Below are 19,868 nucleotides of genomic sequence, written 5' to 3'. Positions count from 1 at the left end.
TGTCCCTAGAGTAAACGCGAGAGCGGGCGGGTTGTTCCTTGCGCCGCTGAAGCTATGAGGAGAAGCCGCTGCGCATCATCCGAATCACCGACCTGAGCGAGCCGGGGCTCGCCGACTTCACGAGCCTCACCGACGTCGCGTTGCGGCGGAAGCTTGAGCCGGCAGGCGGCCTCTACCTGGCCGAGTCGACCAAGGTCATCACGCGTGCACTCGCCGCCGGGCATCGCCCGAGGTCGGTCCTGCTTCAGGAACAGTGGCTGCCCGAGCTTGAGCCGCTGCTCGACGGCTTCGACGTGCCGGTGTATGTCGCCGACGCTGCGGTGCTCGAGTCGATCACGGGCTTCAATCTGCATCGCGGCGCTATCGCGGCGATGCACCGCCCTGAGCTGCCCGCGGTGGAGGAGTTGCTCCGGTATGCGCGGCGCGTCGTGGTGCTTGAGGACATCGCCGATCACACGAACGTCGGCGCGATCTTCCGCGCGGCGGCCGGGCTGGGCGCCGACGCGGTGCTGGTGACGCCGCGCTGCGCGGATCCGCTGTACCGGCGCAGTGTGCGCGTGAGCATGGGCACGGTGCTGCAGGTGCCGTGGACACGCATCCCGTGGTGGCCGGACGGCGCTGCACCCCTGCGCGCGGCCGGCTTTCAACTGGCTGCGCTCGCACTCGAGGACGGCGCCGTGCCGCTCGACGAGTACGCCGCCAACGCGCCGGAGCGGGTCGCGCTGCTGCTCGGCACCGAGGGCGACGGGCTCACGCGCAAGGCGATCGCGGAGGCCGACACGGTGGTGACGATCCCGATGCTGCGGGGCGTGGACTCGCTCAACGTGGCGGCGGCGAGCGCGGTGGCGCTGTGGGAGCTGCGGGTCTGACACTGATCGCGCTCGCGCGGGTCGAACTTTCATGCGCCGGTCGAATTTGACCCGCGCGTGAAAGGATCACCCGCGCGACGTATCTCGACAAGGATCGCCAACTGTGGCGGGGGAGAATGGACGAGTGACCGAGATCAGGGTTCCTGTGGGCGACGCGAGTGTCTCGGCCGTCTGGGAGCGACCGGACGACGCCTGGGCGGTCATTGCCGTGACCCACGGAGCCGGGGCCGGCTATGACCACCCGTTCCTGGTCGGCTTCAGCGACGCGCTCAACGCCGACGGTGTCGCGACCCTGCGGTTCAACCTGCCGTACCGAGAAGCCGGACGACGGATGCCCGGCCGCCCGGCCGACGCGATCGCCGCCTGGCGCGATGCGTTGCGCTGGGCGGAGACCGAGTCGGCCGGGTTGCCCGTGCTTGCAGCCGGCAAGTCGTACGGCGGGCGGATGGCGTCGATGGCGGTCGCAGAGGGCATGCCCGCTGCCGGCCTGGTGTACCTCGGCTATCCGCTGCATCCGCCTGGCAAGCCGGAGGCATTGCGCGACGAGCACCTGTACGGCATCCGAGTGCCGATGCTCTTCCTGCAGGGGACCAAGGACCCCTTCGCGACGCCCGAGCTGCTCGATGGCGTCGTGGGTCGCATCGGCGCCAGCGCGCTGCTCGAGTGGGTGGAGGGCGGCGGGCACTCCTTCGAGGTTGCGGGCATCAAGCGCACCCCGGCGCAGGTCGGCGCTTCGCTCGCGCCCTCGGTCGCCGCGTTCGTCCGCGGGCACGCCAGCGGCAGCTAGCCGGCGAGCACCTCGGCCCACAGCGCCTGCACACGGGCCTCGTTGCGCGCGAGGTCGTAGTCGCCGTCCTCTGCGAACCACACTGTGACCTGACCGGCTCGGGCGAAGGCCCATTCCGCGGTCCGGCGCGGATCGCATCCGGCAGCGTTCGCGGCCACCATGAGCTGCTCGGACAGGCGGCCGGCCGGATCCGGGTCGTTCAGCGGATCGCCGAGCTGGGTCACGAGCGGCCAGAGGTCATAGGCCGGGTCGCCGACCATGCCCTTCGGGTCGATGACCATCCAGCGTTCGCTGTCGTCATCCATCGAGTGCACGATGTTGCCAGGGTTGAAATCGCCGTGCACTAGCGCACCAGCAGTCGACAGGTCCGCGAGTCTGAGCAGTTCATCGGCAGCACGGTGCAGCGGCTCCGGCTCGATCTCAAGGCGCTCGAACAGGTCGGCTTCGCGGGCGATCCTGTCGCGCATGCGCAGCGCACCGGACGCCGCGAAGTCGGAGACGCGGGGCAGCGTGCTGCCGCGCACTGGGGAGGACGACGCGATGCGCCCGTGCAGCGTCCCTCCGATCGTCAGAGCCTCCATCGGGTCGAGTCCCGCGTCTCGCAGGGGAGTGCCGGGCCGGACGCTTTCGAGCAGGAGCGCCCAGGTCGTCGCATCCTGCCGGAGCAACTGCGGGGCGGTTCCCTTCGGGAAGGCTGCCAACGCGACAGCTTCCCAGCGTCCCTCCTCGTGCGGGACACCGATCTTCAGCACCGCGGGTGTGCCGTCCTCCTGCACGACCTCGACGACGATGCCCGCGCGCCCACCCTCGTGCGAGCCGGCCAGCGCAAGCTTCCAGCGGCTCAGCGTGTCGAGGAGCAGTTCACCGGCCACCGTCTGCCAGCTGGACTTGTCTGGGTAGGCGGCCATGGCAACCTGATCGAAAGGCTGGGGATCCATTCAGCGAGCATAAGGGCGGAACCCCGCTCATAAGATGAATGCATGGCACCAACCCGCGCGACGTACATTCGTCGCCGGTTCGGCGTTGTCGGTGGCGTGCTCGCGCTGATCACCGCGAGCGCCTACCTACCGCTCACCTTGCTCGCCCCGGTCGACGCGATCGCCCCACAATTGACGGCGGCTGATGCGATCCACGAACCCGCGGTGGAGTTGACCTGGCCCGCCTACGGGGCGAGCGCGATCGGCGCGGTCGGCTATCCGGGTGTACTCGCATCCGGTGGCTCCAGCGAATCCCTGCCGATGGCCAGCATCACCAAGGTCATCACGAGCCTGGTCGTGCTCGAGACGAAGCCGCTGGCGCCCGGCGAGAGCGGAGAGCAGATCAGGTTCACTGCGAACGACCAAGCCCTCATCGGCCACTACCAGCGGCTCGGCGGCGGCACCAAGCCGGTGTGGTCCGGTCTCACGCTGTCCCAGCGTCAGGTCCTGGACTTCACCCTCATCACCTCCGCCAACAACTACGCGGCATCGCTCGCGGATTGGGCGTTCGGGTTCAACGACGAGTTCGTCGCCGCTGCAACGTCCTGGCTGCAGCGCAACGGGATGCCGGACACACGCGTGGTGGAACCGACCGGCATTGACCCCGCGAACGTCAGCACGACGACTGACCTCATCCAGCTCGGCAAGCTCGCCCTCGCCGATCCGGTCATCGCCGAGATCGTCGCGACAGCAAGTACAACGGTTCCCGGCTTCGAAGAGCTCGAGAACTCCAACAAGCTGCTGGGTGAATTCGGCGTCGACGGAATCAAGACCGGACGCCTCGACCAGTCGAACCTGCTGTTCTCCGCTGACCTGCCGGTCGGTCATCAGACCGTGCAACTCGTCGGGGTCGTAATGGGCGGCGAGGACCCGGATGCGGTGCGTGAGTCCGTGCGTTCGCTGCTGGCGAGTGCGACATCCGGATTCGTCGAGCTCGACGTCGTCGAGGCCGGCGCCCGGTTCGCCGACTACGTGACGCCGTGGGGCCAGCATGCGAGCGCTGTTGCCGGCGAGACCTACACGGTCGTGACCTGGCGCGGCACGCCGGTGTCCTACGACGTTGTGGCCGACCAGGTGCGCGACGGCGCCGCAGGGGACCGAGTGGGCAGACTCGCGGTGCAGGTGGGCACCACACACCTCTCAGTGCCGCTCGTGCTCGACTCTTCGATCGGCCCACCGGATGCGCTCTGGCGGCTGACCAACCCTGCCGAACTGTTCGGATAGGACATATTCCGCGTGGCGAGACATATTCCCAGCAACCGCCCATAGGCTGGCTTCACATTCTTCAATCGGCATCCGCTTCGCTAGGGCTTCTGGTTGTACCTAGTGAAACGAGGGTTCCGTGACCTCTGCAACGCCAACAGTGACGTTCACGAAGACGAGGCCGGGCGGAGGTCGGGGAAACTCGACATCCGAGTACTCGGCCCTTCTTCACACCATTAGGGATGCGGGCCTTCTGCGGCGCCGCACCGGTTTCTACTGGCTGATGTTCTCCGGCATCACGCTCGCACTCGGCGGTGCGGTCACCGGATTCATCCTGCTCGGTGACAGCTGGTTCCAGTTGCTCATCGCTGGGGCGCTCGGCGTCATCCTGACCCAGTACGCGTTCCTTGCGCACGAGGCCGCCCACCGTCAGGTGTTCGCCTCCGGCCCCGCCAACGACCGCGCCGGACGTACGCTCGCGAACCTGTTCGTCGGCATCAGCTACCAGTGGTGGATGACCAAGCACAGCCGTCACCACGCCAACCCGAACATCCTCGGCAAGGACCCCGACATCGAGCGCGACTTCATCTCGTTCACCGAGACGGATGCCGCTCGAGCCAAGGGGCTGTACGGCTGGGCCACCCGCCGTCAGGGCTGGCTGTTCTTCCCTGCGCTGCTGCTCGAGGGCATCAACCTGCACATCCACGGCTTCCGCACGGTGTTCTCACGCGGCAAGGTGGAGCGCCGCTGGGTAGAGGCAACCATGCTCGTCACCCGTGTCGGCGCGTATGTCGCGGTGATCTTCCTGTTCCTGCCGCTGGGGATGGCGTTTGCCTTCCTCGGCGTGCAGCTCGCGGTGTTCGGCGTCTACATGGGCGCATCCTTCGCCCCCAACCACAAGGGCATGCCGATCCTGCCGCACGACTCCAAGGTCGACTTCCTGCGCCGCCAGGTGTTGACGTCCCGCAACATCAAGGGCGGGTGGTTCATGGACACCTTCATGGGCGGCCTCAACTACCAGGTCGAGCACCACCTGTTCCCCAACATGCCCAGGCCGCACCTGCGCAAGGCGAACGAGATCGCTCGCGAGTACTGCGCCACCCACAACATCCCGTTCACCGAGACGACGCTCGTGGAGTCGTACGGCATCGTCATCCGGTACCTGAACAGGGTCGGACTTGCCGCTGGCCGCGATCCGTTCGACTGCCCGGCCGCGGCACAGTTCGGACGCTAGGCGTCGGTGGCGTCCGGCTTGATCGCGTGGCGAAACGGGGACGCATCCGGGCGCTTCGGCAGGATTCCGTCACCGGATGACTGGTGCCGGATGCGGCGCACCACCCACGGCACGAGATACTCGCGCGCCCAGCCGATGTCCTGAATTTTCGCCTGACGCCAGGAGACGGCGGGCAGCGGCTCGGGCTGATACGGCTCGAGCGCGTGCTCGACGCCGAGCGAGTCGAGCACCATGCGCGCAATCATGTGGTGCCCGGTGGGGGAGAAGTGCAGGCGATCAGGCGCCCACATCCGGGTGTCCTTGAGCTCGCGCAGCGCCCACATGTCGGCGATGACCAGGTCGTGGCGCAAGGCGATCGTGCGTAGGTTCTCGTTGTAGATGGCCACCTTGCCGCGGATGCGTCCGAGCACCGCCGTAGTGCCGACATCCGGTCCGGTGAACAGCACAACCGTTGCACCGTTGGAGCGCAGTCGCGCGGCGGCGGCTTCGAGCCGGCTGGCTACGTCATCCGGGTCGGTGCCGGGGCGAATGATGTCGTTGCCGCCCGCGGAGATGGTAACGAGGTCGGGGCGCAACTCGAGCGCCGGCTCGACCTGCTCGTCGATGATCTGCTGCAGCAGGCGGCCGCGGATGGCGAGGTTGGCGTAGGCGAAGTCCTCGGTGAGGGAGCTCAGCTCCTCCGCGACACGGTCCGCCCAGCCGCGATGGCCGCCTGGGCTGCGCGGCTCAGGGTCACCGATTCCCTCCGTGAAGGAGTCTCCCAACGCGATATACCTCGACCACGGATGCTGTGCAGACATACACCCAACACTGCCAGATCGGAATGCCCGGATCCCCCCTAGCAGACCCGAAATTCACCCACCTGTGAACATTCCGCGACTCCGTGTCGAACGGTTGCCCCCGTATGGGGGGCATGCCACGCTTATCAAAGGCGACCGAGACTCGGTCCCTGCAAGACGAATTGAACGACTGGGAGGTCGTCATGAGTTGGATCGCATTCATCATCCTCGGACTGATCGCTGGTGCTATCGCCAAGCTGATTCTGCCGGGACGTCAAGGGGGAGGATGGGTGGCGACCCTGATCCTCGGTGTCATCGGCGCACTGCTCGGTGGTTGGCTGGGCGGTCTGCTGTTCGGTATCGGGTACGAGGACTTCTGGTCCATCCAGTCCTGGCTCATTGCCATCATCGGCGCGATCGTCGTGCTGCTGATCTGGGGCCTGATCACCCGCCGTAGTGGAAGCACCACGACCCGAGCGTGACCACGCCCGGCCCGGTGTGACACCGGACTGAACGGAGAGAGCGCCGCTGACGAAAGTCGCGGCGCTCTCTTCCGTTCTCGGTGGTCGAGCGTCCCTCGCTGGTCGAGCTTGTCGAGACCTCCGGCCACTGGTGTCAGTGGCGACACGGTAAAGTTCTATCCAGTGAGCACCGACCCGATCCATCGTCCCCCGGTCGGAACCTCGGCAGCAGAACACCTCTCACCGGCCTTTCCGGGTCGAGCGCCTCGCGGTACTGCGGACCGGCTGCGCGCCTGGCAGGCCGAGGCCCTCGAGGTCTACTTCCAGCGCGAACCCCGCGACTTCCTTGTCGCCGCAACGCCGGGCGCAGGCAAGACGACCTTCGCGCTCCGGCTGGTCACCGAACTGCTGGCAAGCCGCACCATCGACCGAGTCACGGTCGTCGCGCCGACCGAGCACCTGAAGCGGCAGTGGGCGGATGCAGCACACCGCGTCGGTGTGCGCCTCGACCCGGGCTTCCGGAACGCGCACGGCCGGCAAGCGCGGCACTACCACGGCGTCGCTGTCACCTACGCACAAGTGGCGCTGCGTCCGGCGCTGCACCGCAGCCTCACCGAAGGCTCGCGCACGCTTGTGATCCTCGACGAAGTGCACCACGGCGGTGACGCGCTCAGCTGGGGCGACGGCATTCGTGAGGCATTCGAACCGGCAACCCGTCGGCTGTCGCTTACCGGAACCCCGTTCCGCTCCGACACCGCGCCCATCCCGTTCGTCACCTATTACCCGGACGAGCAGGGCATCCGCACCTCCCGCGCCGACTACAGCTACGGCTACGGGCGCGCCCTCGCCGACGGGGTCGTGCGACCGGTGATCTTCATGGCGTACGCCGGACGGATGCGCTGGCGAACCCGCACTGGCGACGAGATGGAGGCGCGGCTCGGCGAGGGCGACACCAAGGACGTCACCGCGCAAGCCTGGCGCACGGCGCTGAACCCCGAGGGCGAGTGGATCCCGTCGGTGCTGCGTGCCGCGAACCGCCGACTGACCGAGGTTCGGCACCACGTCCCGGATGCCGGGGCGCTGGTGATCGCGACCGATCACTACGCGGCAAAGGCGTACGCGTCTCTGCTGAAGGAGATCACGCGCGAGGAGCCGACTGTCGTGCTGTCGGACGACAAGGGCGCGAGCGACCGGATCGCCGAGTTCTCGCAAGGGGACTCGCGCTGGATGGTCGCCGTACGGATGGTCTCTGAGGGAGTCGACGTGCCTCGACTGGCGGTTGGCGTGTACGCGACTTCAGCATCGACTCCGCTGTTCTTCGCGCAGGCGGTCGGCCGATTCGTGCGCACGCGGCGGCGCGGTGAGACGGCGTCGATCTTCCTGCCGAGCGTGCCGCAGCTGATGAACCTGGCCTCGCAGCTGGAGCTGGAGCGTGACCATGCGCTGGATCGGCAGCCGGGCGAGGGGCTCGAGGAGATCCTGCTCGATGACGACGCGGTCGACGAGGCAAACGCGTCGGAGAGCGCATCCGCCGATGCCGACTTGTTCGATTTCAAGGCGCTCGAGTCGGATGCGAACTTCGACCGGGTACTGTTCGACGGCGCCGAGTTCGGCTTCGCTGCAGACGTCGGCACCCTCGAGGAACTCGACTTCATCGGGCTGCCCGGCATCCTGGAACCGGAGCAGGTGCGGGAGCTGCTGCAGCAGCGGCAGGCTCGGCAGTCGCGGCGGCGCGCTGACCGCGGGGTTCAGGAGTCGAAGCCGCTGTACCGCACCCTGAAGGAGCAGCGCGGGCTGCTCAACTCGCTGGTCGCATCCCGCGCGAAGCGCACGGGGGAGCCGCACGCGCACATCCACGCGGAGTTGCGCCGCCGTTGCGGCGGTCCGCCGGTGGGGCAAGCGACCGTGGCGCAATTGCAGTCGCGGATCGACTACCTGCGTCGCGGCTGACTCCTAGCGGGAGCGACGGCGGCGGGACGGATGCTTCGGGCTGGGGCGCTTCGACGCGTTCGCCGACTTGGTCTTCTGCGGCGCGGGTAGCGCAACCCCCGGGCCGCGCGAGCTCCGCACGGTCCGCCCGCGCACGATCCCCACGAACTCCTCGATGTCTGGCGTCTCGGCATCCGCCAGCCAGACGATCGCGATGTCGGTGCCCGGCGCATCCGTCAGCGGCCTCGCGATGACGTCCTTGCGCGCGTGCAGCCTCGCGACCGACTGGGGGAGCACCGCGACCCCCACGTTCGCGGCGACCAATTCAATGGCGTCCTTCGGGTCGTCGCCGACCTGGATCATGTTCTCGCCGTCGAGGTCAGCGGTGGTCAGCTCGCCGGCGGCCTCGAAAGCGTGGTCCTTGGTCGCAATCACTACCGGCGACTCTGTGTACAGCCGGATGACGCTCAGGCCGTCCCGGTCGATCGGCAGCCGCACGAACGCGACATCCGCCTCACCGCGGTGCACCACGGCAACCTGGTCGCTCGGCAGTGTCGGCAGCACCTGCAGCGGGTCGCGCCGGCGCTCTTCCCACGCACGGGTCCACTTGGTGATGGTCACGCCGGGCACGAAGGCGATCCTGAACACTCTGCCTCCCGCCTGCGTCCGGTGTGGTCTCAGGTTACGCTGTCGGGATGACCTCGGATGCGCACGACCAGATGATGAAGCCCGCCACGGCGGCGAAGAAGCTCGGGGTCTACCTGCCGGCGACGCCGGAGGAGCTCCAGTCGGCGCCGATCACCCGCGGCCAGTTCAACGCGCTGAATGCGGAGCCGCCGGAGTGGCTGGTGGAGCTGCGCAAGAACGGTCCACACCCGCGTCCGGTAGTCGCGGCGAAGCTCGGCGTCTCGATCGCCGGGCTCGCGCGCGGCGGGTTGACGGATGCGCTCACGACAGCGGAGATCAAGGCCCTCCTCGAGAGCCCACCACAATGGCTGGTGCAGGAGCGCGCGACTCAGGCTGCGGTGCGCGCCGAGAACCGTCGGGTGAAGGAACGCGACGCCGAACGCCGCAAGGCCGGGCAGGACTGAGCATCCGGATGCCTGGGCGCTACCGTCATTTCAAGGGCAACGTCTACGAGGTGATCGGCATCGCCCGGCACAGCGAGACGGAAGAGGAACTCGTCGTCTACCGGTCACCGGCGGGGGAGCTGTGGGTGCGGCCGAAGGACATGTTCTTCGGCACGACCACGGTCGACGGCACCGAGGTGCAACGCTTCACCCCGCTGGACTAGTCGCGCTGGTCACAGAGACACCCGTCAGTGGAAGTCCCGCGACTTCACGTGCGGCGCCACGAGCAGCGGCTCGAGCCGGTCGGCGACGATGTTGACGACGCCCTCATCCGATCGCTCCAGGATGCCGCGCACCACGAGCGCTGGCGATTCCCGCGCGACCCGCCGGTACCGCTTCCACACGCCGGTGCTGCAGATCACGTTGACCAGCCCGGTTTCGTCCTCCAGGTTCATGAACGTGATGCCGCTCGCGGTCGCCGGTCGCTGCCTGTGTGTCACCACCCCGCCGACCTCGAGCCGCCGACCCGATTCCGCGCCGAGCAGCTCCGCCGCCGACAGCGCACCGCGATCGTCAAGCAGAGGCCGCAGGTGCCTCACCGGATGGTCGTCGGTCGAGAGCCCGGTCGCCCACAGGTCGGCGACCAGCCGCTCCGAGTCCGACGGCATCCGGAACAGCGGCGGCTGCACCGCCATCACCGTCCCCTCCAGGTACTCGGCGCGGTTCTGCGCCGCCGACCCGGCGACCCATAACGCCTCGCGCATGCCCATGCCGAAGCCCTCGAACGCGCCGGCTGCCGCCAGCGCCTCCAGTTGCGCGGTGCTGAGCCCGACCCGCCGCACCAGGTCGGACATGTCCAGATAGTCGCCGCGGGCGTCCCGCTCGGCGACGATGCGCTCCGCCAGTTCGGTGCCGATGCCTTTCACCTCGGCGAGCCCGAGCCGCACGGCGACGGATGCGTCGCGCCGGTGCGCGTTGAAGTCCAGTGGCAGGCGCGGGTCGAACGGCGGGATCGGCGGCTGCTCGCCGAGGCAGGTGTCGCTCCCGGATGCCGCGCCCCGAGCATCCGGACCCGCCTCGATCGGCTCCAGTCCGGCCGACACCCCCGAGAGCGCCAGGTCGGGCCGGCGCACCTCGACGCCGTGCCGCCGCGCATCCGACACCAGCGACGCGGGGGAGTAGAACCCCATCGGCTGTGCCCGCAGCAGCGCAGCGAGGAACGCCGCCGGGTAGTGCAGCTTGAGCCATGAGCTCGCGTAGACCAGCAGCGCGAAACTCAAGCTGTGGCTCTCGGCAAAGCCGAAGTTCGCGAACGCCTGAATCTTGCTGTAGATGTCGTCGGCGACCTCGCCGGTGATGCCGTTGGTGGCCATCCCGGCGTACAGCTTCTCGCGCAGCGACTCGATGCGCTCGACCCCGCGCTTCGACCCCATCGCGCGGCGCAGCAAGTCGGCGTCCTCGGCGCTGCACTCGCCGACCGCCATCGCGACCTGCATCAGCTGCTCCTGGAACACCGGTATCCCCAGGGTGCGCTCGAGCGGTTCGACGAGCTTCGGATGCGCGTAGGTGATCGGCTCCTGCCCCATCCGGCGCCGCACGTACGGGTGCACAGCTCCACCCTGGATCGGCCCGGGGCGGATCATCGCGATCTCCACCACGAGGTCGTAGAAGCAGCGCGGTCGCAGCCTCGGCAGCAGCCCCATCTGCGCGCGGCTCTCCACCTGGAACACTCCGATCGAGTCGGCCCGGCACAGCATGTCGTACACGGCGGCCTCCTCGCGGGGGATGGTGTCGAGCGCGTACTGTTCGCCGAGCGAGTCCCGGATCATGTCGAAGCAGTACTGCAGCGCGGCGAGCATCCCGAGGCCGAGCAGGTCGAACTTGACCAGCCCCATCCAGGCACAGTCGTCCTTGTCCCACTGCAGCACCGTGCGGCCGTCCATCCGGCCATGCTCGATCGGCGCGACCTCGCCCACCGGCCGGTCGGTGAGCACCATGCCGCCGGAGTGGATGCCTAGGTGACGGGGGAAGGTCAGCACCTGCTGCGCGAGCTCGATCACCGGCTGCGGGATGTCGTGGTCGCCGCTCTCGACGAGCGCGCCCCAGCGTTCCACCTGCCGCGACCAGGCATCCTGCTGCCCGGGGGAGTGCCCGAGCGCTTTCGCCATGTCGCGCACCGCGATCTTCGGCCGGTAGCTGATGACGTTGGCGACCTGCGCGGCATTCTGTCGTCCGTACTTCTCGTAGACGTACTGGATGATCTCCTCACGCCGGTCGGAATCGAAGTCCACGTCGATGTCTGGCTCCTCGTCGCGCATGCTGGAGAGGAACCGCTCGAACGGCAGCTTGTAATAGATGGAATCCACCGCGGTGATGTTCAGCAAGTAGCAGACCGCCGAGTTCGCCGCCGAGCCGCGCCCCTGGCACAGGATGCCGCGGCTGCGCGCCTCCCGCACGATGTCGTGCACGATCAGGAAGTAGCCGGGGAAGTCCTTCTGCTCGATCACCGCGAGCTCGCGTTCGATCCGCTCGCGGTCGGCATCCGGCAGGTTCGGGTACTTCACCGGCACCGCTTCCCACACCAGGTGACGCAGCCAGCTCATCGGCGTGTGACCATCCGGGACCTGCTGCTTCGGCAGTCCCGGCTTGAGACTCCGCAGCCGGAACGACAGGTCGTCGGCGAGCTCGACGGTGCGCTCGATCGCGCCCGGGTAGCGGTCGAACAGCGCGGCCATCTCGGCGCCGCTGCGCAGGTGGGCGGCTCCGGATGCCGGCAGCCAGCCGTCGAGTTCGTCGAGACTGCGGCGCGCGCGCACCGCGGCGAGGGCGGTGGCGAGGTGGTGCCGTGCCGGGGTGGCGTAGTGCACGTTGCCGGTGGCGACGACCGGCAGTCGTGTGCGGGCGGCGATCGCGGCGAGGACGTCGTTGTGGGCGTCGTCGAGCGGATGCCCATGGTGGGTGAGCTCGACGACGACGTTGTCGCGTCCGAACAGGTCGATCAGGGTCGCCAGTTCGCGCGCTGCCGCGTCTTCGCCCTCAGCGGCGAGGGCTTGGCGGACGCTGCCTTTGCGGCATCCGGTGAGCACCAGCCAGTGCCCGGCGGCACGGTCGGCCAGGTCGGTGAGGTCGTACACCGGGCGGCCCTTCTCGCCGCCGGCGAGCTGCCCGGCGGTGAGCGCGGCGGCGAGCCGGTGGTAGCCCTCCTGTTTGCGGGCGAGCACCAGCAGGTGAGTGCCATCCGGGTCGGCCTCGCCGTTCTGCGGTGCGCGCAGCCCGAGGGACAGCTCAGCGCCGAACATGGTCTTCACCTGCGGGTGTGTCTCGGCGGCCTCGGCCATCCGCACGACACCGTAGAAGCCGTCGTGGTCGGTGAGGGCGAGGCCGTGCAGGCGTAGGCGGGCGGCCTCCTCGAGCAGTTCCTCGGGCTGGCTCGCCCCGTCGAGGAAGCTGAAGTTGGAGTGCGCGTGCAGCTCCGCGTACGGGACGACCGTTCCGCTGACCGGTTCGATGTCGGTCGGCTGGAACGGCGCGCGCTTACGCGACCATGCCGGGCTGTCGCCGCCATCCGCGCCGACCGGCGGCAGTCCCTGCCGGTTGCCGGAGAGGGTCCGCTCGAACTGGGACCAGGGGATCGGGGGGTTCTGCCAGCCCATCAGCGTGCTCCGTCAGACATCAGTCGTACCTCGCTTCTGCCCACCAGTGGCCGTGCTCAAGCGAGAGCAGCCAGGCGACCCCACTCGCGTCGACCAGCTGGAATCGGCTGACCCGGCTCGCGGCATCCGGATCCCACCAGCGCTCGTCGACCATCCACGGTCCAGCCCACGCTGCGACCCGCAGGGTGCTGCTGCCGGCGCTCACCGTGGCGGGCGGTTCGGAGAGCCCGCCGCGGTCGTCGACCGCGACCTCGGCCCCGGATGCCGCGAACACGGTGATAGGGCGCGGCGGCTCGAACACGGTGGCCGGGGCGGGGTCGGGCAGGCGCCCGGGCCACGGGCGGTCCGGTTCGCGCTCGTGCAGCACCCGGTCGCCCCACGGGACCAGCGTCATCCGGTCGGCCGGAGCGCGGCCGCCGCCGATCGCCGGGGTGAGCACCGCGGTGCGGCCGAGCATCGACTGCACGCGGGAGAGGGCGTGGTGGATGCGTTCGTCCGGGCCGGACCCCCACAGCCCCTCCTCGTGGTTGCCGATCGAGTCGATCGCCTCCGGGATGAGCCGCACGCGCCCGATCGGTGCGGAGAGCCCGGTCTCGGTGCTGCCGCCCTGCAGCTGCCAGCGCACCCGGTCGACGACCTCGGCCGCGGTGAACGAGCGCGGGTGCAGCCAGCTGCGTTCGGACAGTTCGCCGTTCGCCGACTCGAGCTGCACGAGCACCGCGGTGCACACGAGTTTCGTGTCGGTGAGCGAGCGGATGAAGGCATCCGCCGTCGCGCGCACGCCGAACGCGACCTGGTCGACGCGGTCGAGCGGCGGTTCGAAGTCGATCGAGGCGTCGAGCTCGTCCGGTGGGACGCGGGCGATGACCGGGCGGGAGTCGCGTCCGCCGGCGAGCGAGTGCAGCCGGGCGCCGGGGTCGCCGAAGCGGTCGAGCACAAGCTCGGCGGGCAGTGCGGCGAACTCGCCGAGGGTGTAGACACCGAGCCGGCGCAGCAGCCCTGTAAGTGCGAGGTCGTCGAGGATGCTGACCGGCAGTGGAGCGAGGAAGGTTGCCGCGTCGCCGGCCGGCACGATCCCGATGCGCTGCGGTTGCGGGCTGCGCGCGGCCTGCTCCGCGGTGAACACGCCGTCGGCGATGCCGACCCGGCTGGCCGGGACGCCGAGCGCGTCGACGTGGTCGAGCAGCCAGAGCGCTGCTTCCTCCTCGCTGCCGTAGAACTGGGCTGGGCCGCGGGATCGGATGGCGCACACCCCGGGGCGCAGCGGCTGCACACCCGGCATGGCCTCCTCGATCGCGGTGAGCACCGGTTCGAAAGCGCGGGCGTCCTCGTCGGCGCGGTAGGGCTGCACGATGAGGTCGGGGCAGCGGGCTTGCGCCTCACGCAGCTTGAGGCCGCGCTTGACGCCTTCGGCGCGAGCGGATCCCGAGCACGCGTACACTCGACCGGATTCGATCAGCGCGATCCGGGCATCCGGTTTCAGCCCGTGCGTGCGGATGGCGGCGATCACGGGCCAATCCGGGCACCAGAGCAGCATGACGCGCTCTGGCGCGGTGCCCGGCGGCTGGATCGGTTGCTTCATCCACCAATTATCGAACCTTTGTTCGAGCAGCGCAACGCGGAAACGCTCAGGTTCGGCCGCCTTCCACCCGCCTGCCGAGCGCCGTCCAAATGTGCGAGCGCGCACGATATTGCAGGCGCGCTCGCATAATCGCGCGGCGCTCGCGCCTTAAGGCTGATCACACTGCCGACAGGTCCATCGAAACCCGCGACCCCGTGTGGCAGGATGACCCCCATGCGTGAGGGGGACTCCATAACTGGCCGTCGACCTGGTCGCTGGGCGATCCGTAACCACCTGAGAGCGATCACAATGATCGCGGCCGCCGCAACCGCCTTGCTGCTCACCTCGTGCGTGGCAACCGGCCGCAGCCTGCCGACTCCCGATCCACTCTCTGCAGCCGACGCAGAGCGCTTGATTGAGGAGCACCTCGAGTTCTACGCGGATGAGGCGCGCATCGCGGATCCGACGGTGCAGATTCCGGATGTGGCTCGCGTGCGCTTACTTGATCCTTCGGAACCTCCAGAAGCGATTGCTCAATGTCTGAGAGAAGAAGGGTTTGACGCCGACGTTGAAACCGATGGCGGTCTGTCGATTGGGCATCGGATAGAGCAACGGGCCGCCTTCGCTTTGGCGCACTACGTGTGCAACGCGAAGTACCCGCCCGATCCCAAGTACTTGGCCCCACTCAACGAGTCGCAGCACGAGTTCCTCTATGAGTTCCTGGTCAATGAGCTCGTCCCGTGCATCGAGAAGGCGGGTTTCGACGTCGGTGAGATCCCGAGTTTTCAGGCGTATCTCGCTGACGCCGGCACACCGCGCGAATGGGTGCCGATGGCGAAAGTGGCAGCGCCGGGCTGGCTTCAGTACCGCTGCGAGCAGGCTCCCGACGGCTTGTACGGCGAGCTCGAGGACGACCGGTAGCAACCGGTCCGCCCGGCTTCCGGTCATCCGCTACCGTTCCGGTCGGGCGCGCACCCTCCGGTCAGGCGCGCCAGGTGCGCGGGGCGCGGATGTCCGCAACGGGCGCGTCCGCGGTATCAACCGGCCGCATACCCGCCTCCCGCACCTGGTAACCCGCATCCGGAAGCCACAGCCTCGCCCGCCGCGGCCGTCCGGTACTGCTGGAGACGATCACCGTCGCCTGCCGCGCGGTCAGGTGCCCGTGTCCTTCGCCGATGCCGACCCAGCTGCTCTCCTCGAGGGTCAGCATCGCCTCGCTCTGCGGCCAGCTGCCGAGCACGATGAGGGTGGTGCCGCGCTGCCGCAGCCGCGCCGCGAGCCGCGCGATGCTGCCGTCGCTCGCTTTCTGCGGCGGGCGGGTGACCACGATGCCCATGACATCCGCGATCGCCGCGGTGACCGCGAGCCACTGGTCGCCCGGATGCGGCACCAACGCCAACCGGTCAAGATCGATGCCGAAGCCGGCGGCAGCCTCCACCCCGAACTCGGGCACGCCGACCACGCCGACCCAGGTGCCGGCCGCCGACGGGGGAGCGAGCAGCGCCATCAGCAGGGTCGCCGATCGCTCCACCGAGTACGCCGACCCCTGCTTCAGCGCACCGCCGGGCAGCAGTCGGGCGATCGCCGGGTTGGTGGGGAGGTCCCGCGAGTCGAGCTTGGTTGACTGCAGCTTCCGGATGCGATCCTGCAGTTCGCGCACCAGCTCGTTCTGCCCGGTCGGGCCGAGTTCGGGAGCAATGGCGGCGTTCGACATCTCTTAATTATCGAACACATGTTCGAGCAATGCAATGCCTACTCAGGCGAAGACCCCTTCACCAAAACTCGAGTCGCGAGTTGCGGCAAGTTCGGGGTCACCGGCGCGCGAACCTCGAATTTGCCGCAGTTCGCGGCCTACGAAGGCGTAGGCGACAGCGGCACGAAGGTCGTCCACACTCTGCTGTACCTGCCGTACCCGTGCCTGACCGCCACGCCGAGATAGGCAAGCGCCGCCAGCGTAGCCGCGACATAGATCGCCCACGTCGGCGCACCGAGCGCGAACGTTGCAATCGCGACAAACACGCCGAGGAGCGCTGCGTTCACTGCAGTGATGAAGATCATGCTGCTGCCGAGCACCTGACTTCGATCGTTGCCGCCGAGATGGTTGTAGGTGACGCCCATTCCGGTCTCGTCATCGTGCGTCGAGTTGAGGAAGTACTTCTCAATGCCCGGATCGAGCTCCACATAAGCGGCGCGCAATCGGTTCATTGCGAGCACGTGCGCGAGATCCTCCATCGCGCCGTTGTATAGCCGGATCGTCGTCAGCGAGCCGATCACCACGACAATGCCGAGCAGCACGAGCGCGAACACCGTGAAGAACGGACCGAAGCCGGTCGCCTGCCCGATCAGCGCAAGACTCACAACGCTCGCCGACACGAGGGTCAGGAACATCGTGATCCGCACGAGCACTTCGCTCTGGGTCATGCTCCTGGTGGCCAGGATGCTCCAGTGCTCGGTGGCGAGGAGCTGAGCGCGAACGGATGGCGGGTCCGACGCGACTGGGGCGGGTGGTTCGGGTCGCCGCGTGATTTTCATGGCTCATTGTGCGTCCGCCACCCGCCGCCTATCTGGACACCCGCCGATAGCCCCATCGCCGGCGCGGTGGTTGGGTAGAGCCATGACCGTGAACCTGAACCGAAAGGGTTACGAGCACGCGCGCAAGCTCATCCGGGACGGCGACGTCGTCCGTGACGAACGCGACGACTGGAGCGAGCACGCACCGGACGCCGCCGAGGAGAATCGCTTCGTCGACAAGAACGGCTGGGGCGAGTTCTCCGAGTGGCACCTCGGCGTCGACGACGAGGCGAGCGAGGAGACGAAAGGGCGTTTCTCGTTCCCGTACGGCGACTTCAAGAAGATCCACCGCTGTGCGGTGATCTCCGCGGAGAGCCGGGCCAGCCAGCACAACCACGACGATATCCGAAAGGTATTGGGCGAGCTCATGGAGCTCATCGACGAGGAGAAGAAATGACACACCACGACCGAGAAGAAGAGCACGCCGACGACGAGCAGCAGTCCGAGCAGCAACCCGACTCGCAGAAGTCCGGCGAGCCGTCGAAGCAGGAGCACCACAACGCGCAGACCGAGGAGGACACCGCATCCGGAGGTCCCGCCTAGCCATGGAGGACGAGTTCGCCATCGTGCGCGTGCCGGAGCGCAACCGGTTCGAGATGCACGAGGGCGACACGATCATCGGCATAGCCGCCTACTCGCTCAGCGGCGATCGGGTGACTTTCACGCACACCGTGATGGATGACCGGTACGGCGGCCGCGGCCTCGGTTCCCGGCTGGCCGAGTTCGTGTTGAACGACGCGGCGGGCAGCGGCAAGCGGATCGTCCCGGAGTGCTCCTTCATCTCGGCGTACGTGCGCAAGCACCACGACTGGGACGAGTACCTGGAGCCGGCGGGCACCGAGTCCCGGTAGCCCTACGGCTTCGGCGCGAACTGCGCCTCGAACAGGCAGAACGGATGCCCATCAGGGTCGAGCATGACCGTGTGGCTGTCGCTGGGTTGGTAGTCGGCTTCAACCGCGCCCACCGACTTCGCCCACTCGACGCCGACGCTGAGGTCCCGCACCGCGATGTCGAGGTGCGTCATCTGCAACTGCTCGCCGGGCTGTGACGGCCACACCGGCCGCACGTAGTACTGCTCGACGTGGAAATGGATCCCGGTGCCGCCGCCCTCTGGACGGATCATGATGAAGTCTGGGGAACTGTGCACGACCGTCCATCCGGGCAGCATCCGGAGGTAGAAGTCGGCGAGCTTCCGCGGCTCCGGGCTGCTGAGCACCGGGCCGGCCAAGCGCATATCCGGTTGTTCCACTGCACACCTCTCTCGTGCTGCGATTGTGGACGAACCGCCCGCAAAGCGTGGAACTCTCACGGGCAGGCCACAGGTTGCGCCCATATCGTGACGAACATAGTCGCTCTAGCGAATCGAGGTGGATTCCGTGGATACGAGCACCATCATCTGGATCATCGTGGCGGTCGTTGTCGTTCTGGTGATCATCGGCATTGTTGCGTACCTGGGCCGCAAGCGGCGCGACGAAACCAACCGCCAGCGAGCGACTGAAATGCGTGATCAGGCCGCTGATTCCGACCTGATCGCCCGCGAAAGGGAGGTCGCCGCATCGAGGGCGGAAGCGGAGGCCCGCCAAGCGGAACTCGACGCAGAGCGTCTGCGCCGAGAGGCTGCACAGCGCCAGCAGAGTGCCCAAGAGGTCCGAGGAGAGTCGACCGAGGCCGCACGCAAGGCGGACGAAATCGATCCAGATGTGAAGTCTGGTGGACGGCACCGGGACGATTCAGTCCCGGAATCCTCGGGCACGGACCGTCTCGACGACACCGTGCCGGATCAGCACGACACAGTGCGCCCTGACACGACGCGCCACGACGACCCACGGATGTAGCGATGTTCGGCATCGAACCGATCGTCCTCGTCCTCGGCGGCATCAGCACCATCGTCGGCATCCTGCTGCTGATGGCGGTGTGGGCGCTGATTCGCAAACCTCGCAAGCGCTGACTCCTCGCCGGTCGAGCGGCCGAGCGTGATGCCCCACCTGCCGTGCCCGCCGCCGACGAAGACGCGCGGCGACCGACCGGATTCGAGGAGAGAGGTGTCCGCCGACGCGGTTTCGAGGATCGTCGATGAGTGCGAGAGTAATAGCTCCTCGAATCCCGCTCGCTTCCGCAGCGACGACGATGCCGAACTCGACTTACTCACTTGTCAGCGGCGCTACCACGATCGTGACCTGCAACCCAGCGAGCGCATCCCGAACCGCCGGCTTCGTCTTGCCGCAGCCGTTGCGCGGATAGTGCACGGGCACGAATTCGCCGGACCGGGATTCGAGCCAGAGAGCAGGCACAATCTCCATGTCGGCCGTGCACGCGAGCCCCGCCGATGGCAGGTCATCCGGAGCGGCAAGAGCATTGAGCAGCCGGGTCAGGTCGCCTTCGAGACGTTCGACTCGCCAAACGACCTCGCCGCCAGCGGCGTTCTCCGGCGTCTCGACGTTAGGTGGGGGACCGCTCTCTGACCAGAACTCCAATGGCACGGGCTCACGGTCAGGCGCGGGAGCGAGCGTAAGTTCCAGGGAGCAGCGAAGTGCAGCGACCGCTTCGAACCCGTCCGGGACGCGGCCAGGCACAGCAACCGACGAGTCGTCCAGTCGACCGTCCGGGTTCGGAGACAGCGCACTCGGCTCCGACCGGCAGTCGACGGTCTCATGACCTTCGGCCTCGGGGCCCAGAGGCGCGCTCTGCGCGCAGCCAGTCGCGACCAGCGTCATCAACATCGCGGCCGCAGCCAAGCCCCCACCACGTCGCCTGCCGTGAGCCGTCATGCCTGT

The 19,868-nt window shown here is 68.1% G+C and carries 22 protein-coding genes; 13 read left to right on the top strand and 9 right to left on the bottom strand.

Annotated elements, in window-relative coordinates:
* Nucleotides 1-68: 68 nt before the first annotated feature.
* Both HGK58_RS08940 and HGK58_RS08935 read left to right on the top strand, forming a co-directional pair.
* Nucleotides 69-869 (top strand): RNA methyltransferase, encoded by an 801-nt coding sequence (locus tag HGK58_RS08940; protein WP_168627734.1) that lies wholly within the window; start codon nucleotides 69-71, stop codon nucleotides 867-869.
* A 124-nt stretch (nucleotides 870-993) separates the two neighbouring features.
* The gene (locus HGK58_RS08935) at nucleotides 994-1,656 is read left to right on the top strand and encodes an alpha/beta family hydrolase (RefSeq protein WP_168627237.1); all 663 of its coding nucleotides are present in this window, start codon (nucleotides 994-996) and stop codon (nucleotides 1,654-1,656) included.
* Here the strand turns inward: HGK58_RS08935 and HGK58_RS08930 are convergent.
* Nucleotides 1,653-2,594: an aminoglycoside phosphotransferase family protein gene (locus tag HGK58_RS08930; RefSeq protein ID WP_168627236.1), complete on the bottom strand. Its 942-nt coding sequence runs from the start codon at nucleotides 2,592-2,594 to the stop codon at nucleotides 1,653-1,655. The two genes, HGK58_RS08935 and HGK58_RS08930, sit on opposite strands and share 4 nt — an antisense overlap.
* Before the next feature lie 42 nt (nucleotides 2,595-2,636).
* On the opposite strand from HGK58_RS08930, the gene HGK58_RS08925 reads away from it, so the two are divergent.
* Nucleotides 2,637-3,857 carry a D-alanyl-D-alanine carboxypeptidase gene (locus tag HGK58_RS08925; protein ID WP_168627235.1) on the top strand — a complete coding sequence of 407 codons (1,221 nt, stop codon included), beginning with the start codon at nucleotides 2,637-2,639 and terminating at the stop codon, nucleotides 3,855-3,857.
* Between the two features lie 118 nt (nucleotides 3,858-3,975).
* Nucleotides 3,976-5,070: an acyl-CoA desaturase gene (locus HGK58_RS08920; RefSeq protein ID WP_349236183.1), complete on the top strand. Its 1,095-nt coding sequence runs from the start codon at nucleotides 3,976-3,978 to the stop codon at nucleotides 5,068-5,070.
* Here the strand turns inward: HGK58_RS08920 and HGK58_RS08915 are convergent.
* Nucleotides 5,067-5,870, bottom strand: a complete 804-nt coding sequence (locus tag HGK58_RS08915) for an SGNH/GDSL hydrolase family protein (RefSeq protein WP_168627234.1) — start codon at nucleotides 5,868-5,870, stop codon at nucleotides 5,067-5,069. The two genes, HGK58_RS08920 and HGK58_RS08915, sit on opposite strands and share 4 nt — an antisense overlap.
* A 182-nt stretch (nucleotides 5,871-6,052) precedes the next feature.
* Between HGK58_RS08915 and HGK58_RS08910 the strand changes: the two genes are divergently transcribed.
* Both HGK58_RS08910 and HGK58_RS08905 read left to right on the top strand, forming a co-directional pair.
* The gene (locus tag HGK58_RS08910) at nucleotides 6,053-6,331 is read left to right on the top strand and encodes a GlsB/YeaQ/YmgE family stress response membrane protein (protein WP_168627233.1); all 279 of its coding nucleotides are present in this window, start codon (nucleotides 6,053-6,055) and stop codon (nucleotides 6,329-6,331) included.
* A 162-nt stretch (nucleotides 6,332-6,493) separates the two neighbouring features.
* Nucleotides 6,494-8,260, top strand: coding sequence for a DEAD/DEAH box helicase (locus tag HGK58_RS08905; protein WP_168627232.1), 1,767 nt, complete (start codon nucleotides 6,494-6,496; stop codon nucleotides 8,258-8,260).
* 3 nt (nucleotides 8,261-8,263) lie between these two features.
* Here HGK58_RS08905 and HGK58_RS08900 read toward each other — a convergent pair whose 3' ends face one another.
* Nucleotides 8,264-8,887, bottom strand: a complete 624-nt coding sequence (locus HGK58_RS08900) for a LysR family substrate-binding domain-containing protein (protein WP_168627231.1) — start codon at nucleotides 8,885-8,887, stop codon at nucleotides 8,264-8,266.
* 47 nt (nucleotides 8,888-8,934) lie between these two features.
* Here HGK58_RS08900 and HGK58_RS08895 point away from each other — a divergent pair, with 47 nt between their 5' ends.
* Nucleotides 8,935-9,330: a DUF5997 family protein gene (locus HGK58_RS08895; protein ID WP_168627230.1), complete on the top strand. Its 396-nt coding sequence runs from the start codon at nucleotides 8,935-8,937 to the stop codon at nucleotides 9,328-9,330.
* Between the two features lie 8 nt (nucleotides 9,331-9,338).
* Entirely contained in the window at nucleotides 9,339-9,533 is a 195-nt protein-coding gene (locus HGK58_RS08890) for a DUF1653 domain-containing protein (protein ID WP_193509599.1), read from the top strand.
* Nucleotides 9,534-9,557: 24 nt separating this feature from the next.
* Here the strand turns inward: HGK58_RS08890 and HGK58_RS08885 are convergent, their stop codons facing one another.
* On the bottom strand, nucleotides 9,558-12,962 hold the full coding sequence (locus HGK58_RS08885; RefSeq protein WP_168627228.1) for an error-prone DNA polymerase: 3,405 nt from the start codon (nucleotides 12,960-12,962) through the stop codon (nucleotides 9,558-9,560).
* 19 nt (nucleotides 12,963-12,981) lie between these two features.
* Nucleotides 12,982-14,544, bottom strand: coding sequence for a DNA polymerase Y family protein (locus HGK58_RS08880; RefSeq protein WP_168627227.1), 1,563 nt, complete (start codon nucleotides 14,542-14,544; stop codon nucleotides 12,982-12,984).
* A 288-nt stretch (nucleotides 14,545-14,832) separates the two neighbouring features.
* On the opposite strand from HGK58_RS08880, the gene HGK58_RS08875 reads away from it, so the two are divergent.
* Complete coding sequence (locus tag HGK58_RS08875; RefSeq protein ID WP_168627226.1) at nucleotides 14,833-15,444, top strand: hypothetical protein; 612 nt, start codon at nucleotides 14,833-14,835, stop codon at nucleotides 15,442-15,444.
* A gap of 61 nt (nucleotides 15,445-15,505) precedes the next feature.
* Here HGK58_RS08875 and HGK58_RS08870 read toward each other — a convergent pair whose 3' ends face one another.
* A complete protein-coding gene (locus HGK58_RS08870) occupies nucleotides 15,506-16,237 on the bottom strand; it encodes a hypothetical protein (RefSeq protein ID WP_168627225.1) in 732 nt (243 codons plus the stop codon).
* Nucleotides 16,238-16,374: 137 nt separating this feature from the next.
* A complete protein-coding gene (locus tag HGK58_RS08865; protein WP_168627224.1) occupies nucleotides 16,375-17,055 on the bottom strand; it encodes a hypothetical protein in 681 nt (226 codons plus the stop codon).
* Between the two features lie 82 nt (nucleotides 17,056-17,137).
* On the opposite strand from HGK58_RS08865, the gene HGK58_RS08860 reads away from it, so the two are divergent.
* The 3 genes from HGK58_RS08860 to HGK58_RS08850 are packed head-to-tail and all read left to right on the top strand — an operon-like array spanning nucleotide 17,138 to nucleotide 17,945.
* On the top strand, nucleotides 17,138-17,491 hold the full coding sequence (locus HGK58_RS08860; protein WP_168627223.1) for a hypothetical protein: 354 nt from the start codon (nucleotides 17,138-17,140) through the stop codon (nucleotides 17,489-17,491).
* Nucleotides 17,488-17,637 carry a hypothetical protein gene (locus tag HGK58_RS08855; RefSeq protein WP_168627222.1) on the top strand — a complete coding sequence of 50 codons (150 nt, stop codon included), beginning with the start codon at nucleotides 17,488-17,490 and terminating at the stop codon, nucleotides 17,635-17,637. Before HGK58_RS08860 ends, HGK58_RS08855 begins: the two co-directional genes overlap by 4 nt.
* A 2-nt stretch (nucleotides 17,638-17,639) precedes the next feature.
* Nucleotides 17,640-17,945: a GNAT family N-acetyltransferase gene (locus tag HGK58_RS08850; protein ID WP_168627221.1), complete on the top strand. Its 306-nt coding sequence runs from the start codon at nucleotides 17,640-17,642 to the stop codon at nucleotides 17,943-17,945.
* 2 nt (nucleotides 17,946-17,947) lie between these two features.
* Here the strand turns inward: HGK58_RS08850 and HGK58_RS08845 are convergent, their stop codons facing one another.
* Nucleotides 17,948-18,343, bottom strand: coding sequence for a VOC family protein (locus tag HGK58_RS08845; RefSeq protein ID WP_349236182.1), 396 nt, complete (start codon nucleotides 18,341-18,343; stop codon nucleotides 17,948-17,950).
* A gap of 127 nt (nucleotides 18,344-18,470) precedes the next feature.
* On the opposite strand from HGK58_RS08845, the gene HGK58_RS08840 reads away from it, so the two are divergent.
* Nucleotides 18,471-18,929, top strand: a complete 459-nt coding sequence (locus HGK58_RS08840) for a DUF6479 family protein (RefSeq protein WP_168627220.1) — start codon at nucleotides 18,471-18,473, stop codon at nucleotides 18,927-18,929.
* 306 nt (nucleotides 18,930-19,235) lie between these two features.
* On the opposite strand, the gene HGK58_RS08835 is transcribed toward HGK58_RS08840, so the two are convergent.
* The gene (locus HGK58_RS08835; RefSeq protein WP_168627219.1) at nucleotides 19,236-19,862 is read right to left on the bottom strand and encodes a hypothetical protein; all 627 of its coding nucleotides are present in this window, start codon (nucleotides 19,860-19,862) and stop codon (nucleotides 19,236-19,238) included.
* Nucleotides 19,863-19,868 lie beyond the last annotated feature (6 nt).

The sequence above is a fragment of the Cryobacterium sp. BB307 genome (assembly GCF_012274275.1).
Taxonomy (GTDB): Bacteria; Actinomycetota; Actinomycetes; order Actinomycetales; family Microbacteriaceae; genus Terrimesophilobacter.
The sequence above is the reverse complement of the archived record's forward strand: the minus strand, read 5'-3'. Positions and strand labels throughout refer to the sequence as shown.